The following is an 8,922-nucleotide window of genomic DNA, read 5'->3' as shown; positions in this document are numbered from 1 at the left end:
GATTGCGGTGGGATTGTGGCGTGCCATTCTGTTGTTTGTTACCCACGACCGACAAACACGATGGCGTGCGCTATGGCCGATTTATAACAAGCAGGATGTTAAAGACCTCTGGCACACGATGCAGTACTACCTCTTCCTGCGCAAGGAAGGGCCGTTCTACTTCGCGCACAATCCGCTGCAGCAGCTGGCATACACCGGTATTTACGCGATGTGTTTCATCCAGATGCTCACAGGTTTGTCGCTATATGCGATGATGGATCAGTCCAACTGGTTCTTCCAGCTGTTGGCTATGCCCACGCACTGGATTGGCATCGGTTACTTCCGCCTGATTCACACAATCATCATGTACCTGATTTGGCTCTTCGCCATCATTCACGTCTACCTGGTCATCCGCTCCGATGCGGTGCACAACCACGGTGGTCTGTCCTCGATGATTGGTGGCTCTGTCTGGCTACCGCGCGGCACGCAACCGGTTGACTCTCCACGCATTGGATAGGAGATCATTGGGTAACGATAAGACGTCTGACGCAGCCACCGGCGCCGATACTGGAACCCCGTTGGTGACGGTTCTTGGCATCGGCAACCCCGTCATGGGCGACGACGGCATTGGTCTCGAACTGCTGAGGCGCCTCGCCCCGGAACTGGAATCTGCAGGCATGAGGCAGACAACTCAGGCCGGAGATTCTGCGCATTTGGTCTGGTCGCCCTCTAATCTCGATGATCCTGCGAACATCGCCGGGCGGGGGGACGAATGGACGGGTGCGGTTGCCTACATCGATGGCGGCACCTGCGGTATGGAGTTGCTGCCCATCGTGCAGGAGGCCAAGAACTTATTGTTGCTCGATGCTCTCGCTGGTCCGGGGGATCCCGGTACCGTCGTTAAGCTCGTCGGTGACCAGATTCCTCGACTATTGGCGGCAAAGCTGTCCGCGCACCAGGTCGGCTTGTTGGATTTGCTCACCGCGGCGCGCCTGTTGGGGCAGGAGCCTGCGCGCGTCGGTGTGGTGGGAGTGGTCTACGAGTCGGCTGACATGGTGGTGGGGCTCAGTGACACGGCACTTGTCGGCATTGAGGAAGCGACTGAGGTTGCGCGCGAGCTCATCGACAGCTGGCTTGCCGACGAGCACGACAGCGGCGTCTAACTCTCGCCCTCAGCGTTGACCTCAATACTGGAGATTTCAAACTCGCGACCGTGCCGTAGATCCGCAGTTGGAGTGCCGCAGACGGGGCAGGTTAGAGCATAGAATTCATCGATTTCATGCTCGGCCTCGCAGGTGGGACAGTAGACCGTCGACACAATGAGCTCGGCGTCTAACTCGGCGCCCTCACACTGCGTCGCGGCACTGGCCACGGGCCACGCGGCGATGAGGGAATCGTAGACGACTCCGGAGCGGTCGCCCACACGCATTGACACCTTTGTCACGGTGCGTCCCGGGCAGACCTCGGCAATCTTTTCCACCACGCTGGTCAACAATCCAAGCTCATGCACAGATACCATTATGGCGAAGCACTCAGCGCAAAGGAGGCGCAGGCGGACCATGTCATCCAAATCCGTTCCGGTTACCCAGCACATCCAGCTCGATGAGCTTGTTGACCCATTCGAGGCACGACTGGATGTCTATCGCGATGACAACGGCGCCATCACACAGGTGGCCTTCGACCTTTCAGGGCTACCGCGTATCGACGGGATGCTCGTGGGCAAGCAGGCGCTGGCTGTACCAGATATCACCAAGAGGCTGTGTGGCCTGTGCCCGGTTGTGCATCATCTTGCAGGCGTGCGGGCGGTAGAGGACCTATACGGGATCTCCGACATTCCTCGAACCGCACAGTTGATTCGAGAGCTGCTGGCGGCCGGGTCGACCTTGGATAATCTATCGACCAAATTTGTGGCCGTCGACCGCGAGGGGGCGCGGGCAATGAAGCGTGCCGGAAAAGCTCTGATGCGTGCAGCGGGGGCACCGTCGCACTTCCCGGATGTCGCCGTCCCCGGCGGTGTGCGCGCAACAGTGGATAAGACGCTGGTTTCTGAGGCAGAAACTGCTCTGGAGGTACTGGCTGAGACGGCGGTAATCAAGGAAGTGGAGCTTCTTCCCACTCCCGATGCTCCTGATGCTTGGACAGATACTTTTGACGGCCTCGATGTGGCAGTTGTCGATGCCGACGGTGAGCTTGCGCCGCTGGGAAATTACCTGGCAGTCGCGCGGCATGACACCGATACCGCGGCGGAGATTTTCCCGGCTGCTGATTGGCCCACACGTGTTCGTGAATCCCGTCCGGGCGATGCCGCTCCCAGACCGGTGTTTGATGCCTCGAAGCAGCTGGGCAAACATGGCTGTGAAGGTCATCGGGCCGATTTCTACCGGGTGGGGCCGGTCTCCAGGCAGGTTGTCGTCGATAAGCGTGGGGTGAGCCCACGCGACGCCCAACGCCAGCTCCTCGCCGACACCGCGGCTTGGGCGAGGCGGGTGCTTGCCGACGGGGAACTACTCGGCGAGCATGTGTGCGATCCGAATGCCGCGACAGCGATTGAGAACGCTGACTTTGAAGGGCATCGCAGTGGTGTCGGGATGATTGACGGTCCGCGTGGGCTGTTAGTACATCGCTATACGGCAGGGGCTGACGGCATCATCACGGATTGTCAGATTATGACGCCAACTGCGCAGAATGAACCCTGGCTGACGCGTATGCTCACCGAGCAGATGTGCGGTGGCGGGGAGACTGCGGGGGTCGAGAAGTCCATCTGGGCCGCTGATCCGTGCTTACCGTGTAGCTCGGCACCTGCGGGAGTGATGACATTCAAGATGCAGGAACATGCCGGTGCACCTGCGGACAATATGACAACGGATAGCCGTAGTTCGGCGGATGCCCCGACCGTAGTGGAGAGGACGAAGTAACACGATGTGTCTTGGAATTCCTGCCAAGGTTTTGGCAATCGCCGATGGTCCACTGCCGATGGCGATGGTGGATATGGCGGGGCAGAAGCGGCAATGCTCGGCAATGTACGTGCCTGAGCTGGTGGTAGGTGATTGGGTGTTCGTCCAGAACGGGTTCATCATGAACGTGCTGGACGAACAGGAGGCCAAGGACTCCTTAGCCGCAATTGAGGAATATAACCTCATCGAACATGTCGCTGAGGTCTCCCCGAAGAGACGGACCTAGTTCACGCAGGTCACGCCAGCGGCGTCGATAGCGGGGCGATCTTCCTGCGGAATTTCGCCGCCCTCTTGGCCGATGATGTCGCCATTGGAACCATCTTCGACGTCAGGTGCGGGTTCGGCACTCTCGCCCGAATCAGTGTCCATTCCCTCTGATGTCAATCCTGGGCCGTCGTAGTCACCGGCAATCGTCACTGAGATGTGGTGCGGATCGAGGTATGGATCGTGGACAATCGGTACGCCACCGAGTGCTTCAGAAATGGCCTGAGCTGCCGGATCCTCTGGGTCAGCCGCATTGATCTGGCTGGAGGCAACGCCGGCGAACTCAGCGTTGCCGACCTCTCCCTGGGTGTAGCCCTTTTCCGTTAAGAAACCTGAGACGCCGCTGGCCAAACCTTCAATGCCTGTGGCGTTGTAAACGCTGACTGTAGTTTCAGCCGCGTTGGGGTCAGCCTTCTTATCGTCTTCTTCCTTCGTCGGAGCTTCTTCTTCCTTGGTGCCCAGCAGGGTCTCGAAGTACTGGTGGACTTGGCCCTTATCGATTGTGACCACCGACTCGCCATAGTCGCCGACACCGTCAATCGAGGTCACCGGGATCGTTTCAAACTTCACGTTGCCACCACTGAGGCCCTGCATCTGGGTAGCAAATCCGGTGACATCCCAGTTGTCGTCGAGCACCACCGAGCGCTGGACAGCGTTGCCCAGTTCAGACAGCTTCGCGGGATTGGACAGTGTGCCAGCGCCGAGCAGCTTATTGGTGAACGAGGCCATGAAGACCTGCTGGCGAGTAATTCGGTCGAGGTCACCGCGGGGCAGACCGTGGCGCTGGCGGACGAATGACAGCGCGTCGGCACCCATCAACGTCTGTGAGCCCGCCGGGAAGTCCGCACCAGAGAACTCGTCGTAAACAGCCTCATTCAGACATACATCGACACCACCGATGGCATCGGTGAGCAGGACAAAGCCGAGCAGGCCAACTTCTGCGTAGTGGTCAACGGTGATACCGCTGAGGTCGCTAATGGTTTCAATCAGAGCTCTACGTCCGGCCTCAGTCGAGCGACGCTCAATCTCATCCGGCGAAGCCCCGCTTCCTGCGAGTTCCTCTTCCACCATCTGCTTTGTATTGCCGTAGACACCATTAATCTTTGTGTTGCCTAGGCGATTGGTGTGGACATAGGTATCGCGCGGAATGGAAATCGCCGTCGCGGAAGAGCCATCGGCAGGAACACGAATCACAATAATCGTGTCTGTATTCGTGGCTTCTTCGTCGCCGGCACGCAGAAGCTCAATTTCTTCCGGAGTCAGCGGGTTGCCCTGGGCATCGGTGCGGGAGTCTGAGCCGACGAGCAGAATATCGGTTGCACCGTCCTTCTCACTGCCCAGGCCGAAGTCGCCACCCGAACCCAAGTTGTCGGTGGTCCTACCGAGTGTCCACCAGCCAACTGCGGAAATAACCAGGATAATGGCCGAGAGCAGTACAAGCGCATTGCGCAGCATCGGCGGCCAAGCTTGGGCGGTACTCTCTGCAGAGGACGGTGGCGCTTGAATATCGCGTGCGTGACGCGCGCGTGGCGTGTGGCTGCTCAAACCGGGGCTCCTCTTAAACCGTTTTCGAAAATATAATTTGTGCTGCATGTCTGCGTGGGCATTCCACACATCGTGGAGGGCAGTAAGCAGCTGCGGAAACTACATAAACCTTAGCCGTCCAACCGTGTGCGGTTGCACCTCAACACAGTGTCAATCCGTATCCGGTTACACCTCAACACAGTGTCAATCGTATCTACGATAGTGATAAAGAAGAATATGTCTGAAATATCAGTCTCGCATTTCGCCACTCATGGACCAACCCACAGCAACTCGCGGCGTCCCATTATTGTCATAACTGGTGCGGCTGGACAGCTGGGTACTGCGCTTCAGCGTGATTCTTTCGCCGCCGATGTTGAGGTGCGCCCTCTCACTCGGGCACAGTTGGATATCACTGATTCGGATGCTGTGGAGACATCGCCTCTGCTTGACGACGTCGACATCATCATTAACGCGGCAGCGGCGACCGATGTCGATGGTGCAGAATCCGATCCCGGTTCGGCACATCTAATCAATGCACTCGGACCGAAGTACTTGGCGGCTCGGGCGAAAAAGGAAGACGCGTATCTCATTCATATCTCCACCGACTATGTCTTCGGTGATGTAGCAATCGATGAGATGACGGGGCAGCGCCGAGCGCTGCGAGTTGATGATTTCACCGCGCCTCAGACTATGTACGGACGTACCAAGTTAGTGGGGGAGAACAATGTGCGTGATTCGGGCGCGCGTTCCGCTATTTTGCGTACGGCGTGGGTCTGGTCGGGGCCCACACAGCCAGAGGCCAAGGACTTCGTCTCCACGATGATGCGTCTGGCGGAGACGGCGACTGATGACAAGGGCAATCCGGCAATTATTAAGGTCGTTGACGATCAGCACGGCAACCCCACCTTTGTTGGTGACCTCGCCGGAGCTATCTGGGAGTTGTCCGATCGCGTGTTGTCCAAACCGAGCAGCGCACCGACCGGCACCTTCCATGTCACGGGCAGCGGTGAGTCAACATGGTTCGAGGTGGCTCGCGAAGTGTTTCGGCTCACCGGTCACGATCCACAGCGTGTGGTGGCGTGTACCAGCAGTGAGTTCCCTCGTCCGGCCCTGCGTCCGGCCTGGTCCGTGTTGGATGGTTCCGCATGGAGTGAGGTAGGTCTACATTCGCTTCCGGAGTGGCAGGACACTTTGCGTGCAGTCCTGACCTAGGGTCTAGGTTTGTGAATGCAACCTCGAATTCCCCGCAATCCTCACAGCTTCCGCTCGGTGTGGTCACCGTGACCTTTTCGCCCGGTGAGCACCTGAGCAAGCTGGTGGATTCGCTGGGCCCCGCCGCCAGTGCCTCCACGCGTCTGATCATGGCCGACAACGGCTCGACGGATGGTTCCGTGGAGAAGGAAGAAGCTCGGGCCAAGGAGACCGGAGCGGATGTTCAGCTTCTGCGCACCGGCGGCAACATTGGCTATGGCGCGGCCGCCAACCGTGGCATTGCGGAGCTGGGACGGGCTCGCCGTGCCGGTGAGATTAATCCTGATTACGTCATGCTGGTCAACCCTGACGTGGTGTTTGCCCCTGGCGCAATCGATGTTCTGTTGGAATGCGCGCAGCGCAATCCCAAAGCCGGAGCGATTGGTCCGCTGATTCGCGAGGCGGATGGCAGCGTGTACCCGTCGGCACGCGCGGTTCCTGAGCTTGTCAGTGGTATCGGACACGCGCTGCTCGCCGATATCTGGCCTACTAACCCTTTCTCACGGCGCTACCGGGATGACGCGGATATGGATCGCGAGCGACCGGCCGGCTGGTTGTCGGGCGCATGCCTGCTGCTGCGATGGGATGCGTTCGACCAGATTGATGGCTTTGATAACCGCTACTTCATGTACATGGAGGACGTGGATTTGGGCGACCGACTGGGCAAGGCTGGTTGGAGGAATATTTTCTGTCCTCGTGCAGAGATTCGTCACGCGCAGGGGCATTCTGCCAGTAAGCACCCAGAAATTACCGTAAAGGCCCATCACGAGTCGGCCTACCGCTTTATGTCAGATCGCCTGCCGGGGCCGGCGTTGGCACCTGTGCGACTGGCATTGCGTTTGGGGCTGTTCCTGCGTGGCAAAGTCATAATCGCGGTCAAAAAGCGTAGGAATTAATTGACTGTTGGAATGATCCATCGAAGAAAGTTACCGATTTCATGACTACCGAAGTTCGTCCGAGTGCTGGGCATGGCTCCGCTTTCCAGCCGGGAGCGGATGCTGCACAGCAGGCGGGAGCCACGTTGGCTGAACAGACTGACGCTGTCATTCTGGTCGGCGGGCAAGGTACGCGTTTGCGTCCCCTTACTGTGAATACGCCGAAGCCGATGCTGCCCACGGCAGGACATCCATTCCTGGAGCATCTGCTTGGCCGCATTCGTGCAGCAGGTATGAAGCACGTGATATTGGGCACCTCCTACCGTGCTGAAGTATTTGAAGAACACTTCGGCGACGGTTCGGATTTGGGTCTCGAAATTGAATATGTCTTTGAGGCTGAGCCGCTGGGGACCGGTGGCGGTATCCGAAACGTCCTCGACAAGCTGCGCTATGACACCGCGATGATTTTCAACGGCGATGTCCTCGGCGGCACCGACTTGCGCGCGGTGTTGGGTACTCACGCGGAGAAGGACGCGGACGTCACGATGCACCTCGTACGTGTGCCGGATCCACGCGCGTTCGGCTGTGTTCCGACCGATGAGGATGGGCGCGTCCTGGAGTTTCTGGAGAAGACCCAGGATCCGCCAACCGATCAGATTAATGCCGGTATCTACGTGTTCCGCCGCGAGATTATCGAATCGATTCCGGCTGGTCGTCCTATTAGCGTTGAGCGTGAAATCTTCCCAGCGCTGCTCGACCGCGGTATGAACGTCTACGGTCACGTTGATTACGCCTACTGGCGTGACATGGGGACTCCGGGTGACTTCGTCCGCGGCTCCTCCGATTTGGTCCGCGGTATCGCGCCGTCACCACTTCTAGAGGGTAAGCACGGCGAAGCGCTTGTCGACGAATCTGCGTCGGTCGGTGGCGGCGCTCTTCTCTACGGTGGCTCTGTCGTCGGCCGTGGGGCGGAGATTGGTGCGGGAGCTCGGATTGATCAATCGGTGATCTTCGACGGCGCACGCATCGGTGCCGGTGCTGTGATTGAGCGCTCTGTGATTGCCGATGGCGCCGATATTGGCCCGCGGACGGTCATCAGTGATGCCATTATCGGCGAGGGTGCCGTCGTTGGTGCGCGCTGTGAATTGATCAACGGTATCCGTGTGTGGCCGGGCGTCCGGATCCCCGATCACGGAGTACGTTTTTCGACGGATGTCTAGTCTGCAGCCTTCGGCGTGTCAGACTTTTGTCGGCAATATCTGATTAGAATTGCCGAAGTATCGCCAAAGTTGCTGGTGAGAGGCATGTGGTGAATGTGGTTGAGTTCAGGTGGCAGGTTTAGGGTTCAGGCACCATCCTTCAACCTGAACTTAATCCCCAACGCGGGGGGAGGGGCTTCAGGGGCAATGAAAAGTATTGGGGCAAATTCTCTATTCGGCTTGACCGATGGTGGGTTACACGTGTGTAATCACAAATGTGTGTTTCGCACACTAAGCCCAATTTAAAGACCCGCAGCAACAACCATCAGGAGGCCCTCGGCATGGAAAAGTCCAGCATGTTTGATGGCGGCTCTGCTGTGGATAGTGAGACGAATGCGGGTGACATCGCTGTGAACGATAGCTCCTCTGAAAACCAGCCTCGGCCGTTGACAGAGTGGGCAGATGACCTTTCGGGGTTGTTTGAAGCCGTCGATCAGGACTGGCAGGAGCAGGCTCTGTGTGCCCAGACTGATCCAGAAGCTTTCTTCCCTGAGAAGGGTGGATCCACTCGCGAAGCAAAGCGTATTTGTCGTGCTTGTGGTGTGCGAGATGAATGCCTGGAGTTTGCTCTCGAGCATGATGAGCGCTTCGGTATTTGGGGTGGCCTCTCTGAGCGTGAGCGCCGCCGTTTGAAGCGGCAGATTGGCTAGGAAGGCTGGGGTCGGTTTTGATCCTTCTCTCGACCTCGCAGTTTCCCCTTGGGTAATACCCTGGGGGATTTTTCGTTGAACGGTTTTTCTGCTCTCTAGGGAGCTCCTTAGAAGAGAGCTTTCTACAGGAAGTTTTCGTCGAAACTAGGGTCCACCTCAACCGGAT

At 58.2% G+C, this 8,922-nt stretch carries 10 protein-coding genes; 8 read left to right on the top strand and 2 right to left on the bottom strand.

Annotated features, from left to right (window positions below):
- Together HMPREF3011_RS08180 and HMPREF3011_RS08175 are read left to right on the top strand one after the other, a co-directional pair.
- A partial coding sequence (locus HMPREF3011_RS08180; protein ID WP_210401647.1) for a cytochrome b/b6 domain-containing protein occupies positions 1-496 on the top strand: 496 nt, incomplete at its 5' end.
- A 61-nt stretch (positions 497-557) separates the two neighbouring features.
- On the top strand, positions 558-1,142 hold the full coding sequence (locus tag HMPREF3011_RS08175) for a hydrogenase maturation protease (RefSeq protein WP_038629417.1): 585 nt from the start codon (positions 558-560) through the stop codon (positions 1,140-1,142).
- Here HMPREF3011_RS08175 and HMPREF3011_RS08170 read toward each other — a convergent pair.
- A complete protein-coding gene (locus HMPREF3011_RS08170) occupies positions 1,139-1,498 on the bottom strand; it encodes a hydrogenase maturation nickel metallochaperone HypA/HybF (RefSeq protein ID WP_187271236.1) in 360 nt (119 codons plus the stop codon). The two genes, HMPREF3011_RS08175 and HMPREF3011_RS08170, sit on opposite strands and share 4 nt — an antisense overlap.
- A 40-nt stretch (positions 1,499-1,538) precedes the next feature.
- On the opposite strand from HMPREF3011_RS08170, the gene HMPREF3011_RS08165 reads away from it, so the two are divergent.
- Entirely contained in the window at positions 1,539-2,894 is a 1,356-nt protein-coding gene (locus tag HMPREF3011_RS08165; protein WP_070841374.1) for a nickel-dependent hydrogenase large subunit, read from the top strand.
- Positions 2,895-2,898: 4 nt separating this feature from the next.
- The gene (locus tag HMPREF3011_RS08160; RefSeq protein WP_038627884.1) at positions 2,899-3,159 is read left to right on the top strand and encodes a HypC/HybG/HupF family hydrogenase formation chaperone; all 261 of its coding nucleotides are present in this window, start codon (positions 2,899-2,901) and stop codon (positions 3,157-3,159) included.
- Here the strand turns inward: HMPREF3011_RS08160 and HMPREF3011_RS08155 are convergent.
- Positions 3,156-4,790 carry an LCP family protein gene (locus HMPREF3011_RS08155; RefSeq protein WP_371199666.1) on the bottom strand — a complete coding sequence of 545 codons (1,635 nt, stop codon included), beginning with the start codon at positions 4,788-4,790 and terminating at the stop codon, positions 3,156-3,158. The two genes, HMPREF3011_RS08160 and HMPREF3011_RS08155, sit on opposite strands and share 4 nt — an antisense overlap.
- 168 nt (positions 4,791-4,958) lie before the next feature.
- Between HMPREF3011_RS08155 and rfbD the strand changes: the two genes are divergently transcribed.
- From rfbD to HMPREF3011_RS08135, 4 genes are all read left to right on the top strand, one after another.
- Positions 4,959-5,933, top strand: coding sequence for a dTDP-4-dehydrorhamnose reductase (gene rfbD / locus HMPREF3011_RS08150; protein ID WP_049182274.1), 975 nt, complete (start codon positions 4,959-4,961; stop codon positions 5,931-5,933).
- A gap of 11 nt (positions 5,934-5,944) precedes the next feature.
- Positions 5,945-6,868: a glycosyltransferase family 2 protein gene (locus HMPREF3011_RS08145; RefSeq protein WP_070841373.1), complete on the top strand. Its 924-nt coding sequence runs from the start codon at positions 5,945-5,947 to the stop codon at positions 6,866-6,868.
- Positions 6,869-6,909: 41 nt separating this feature from the next.
- Positions 6,910-8,067, top strand: a complete 1,158-nt coding sequence (locus tag HMPREF3011_RS08140) for a mannose-1-phosphate guanylyltransferase (RefSeq protein WP_038627889.1) — start codon at positions 6,910-6,912, stop codon at positions 8,065-8,067.
- A 320-nt stretch (positions 8,068-8,387) separates the two neighbouring features.
- On the top strand, positions 8,388-8,756 hold the full coding sequence (locus HMPREF3011_RS08135; RefSeq protein WP_005510060.1) for a WhiB family transcriptional regulator: 369 nt from the start codon (positions 8,388-8,390) through the stop codon (positions 8,754-8,756).
- The last annotated feature ends 166 nt before the right edge of the window (positions 8,757-8,922 follow it).

The sequence above is a fragment of the Corynebacterium sp. HMSC074C04 genome (assembly GCF_001838295.1).
In the GTDB taxonomy this organism is placed as follows: Bacteria; Actinomycetota; Actinomycetes; order Mycobacteriales; family Mycobacteriaceae; genus Corynebacterium; species Corynebacterium amycolatum.
The sequence above is the reverse complement of the archived record's forward strand: the minus strand, read 5'-3'. Positions and strand labels throughout refer to the sequence as shown.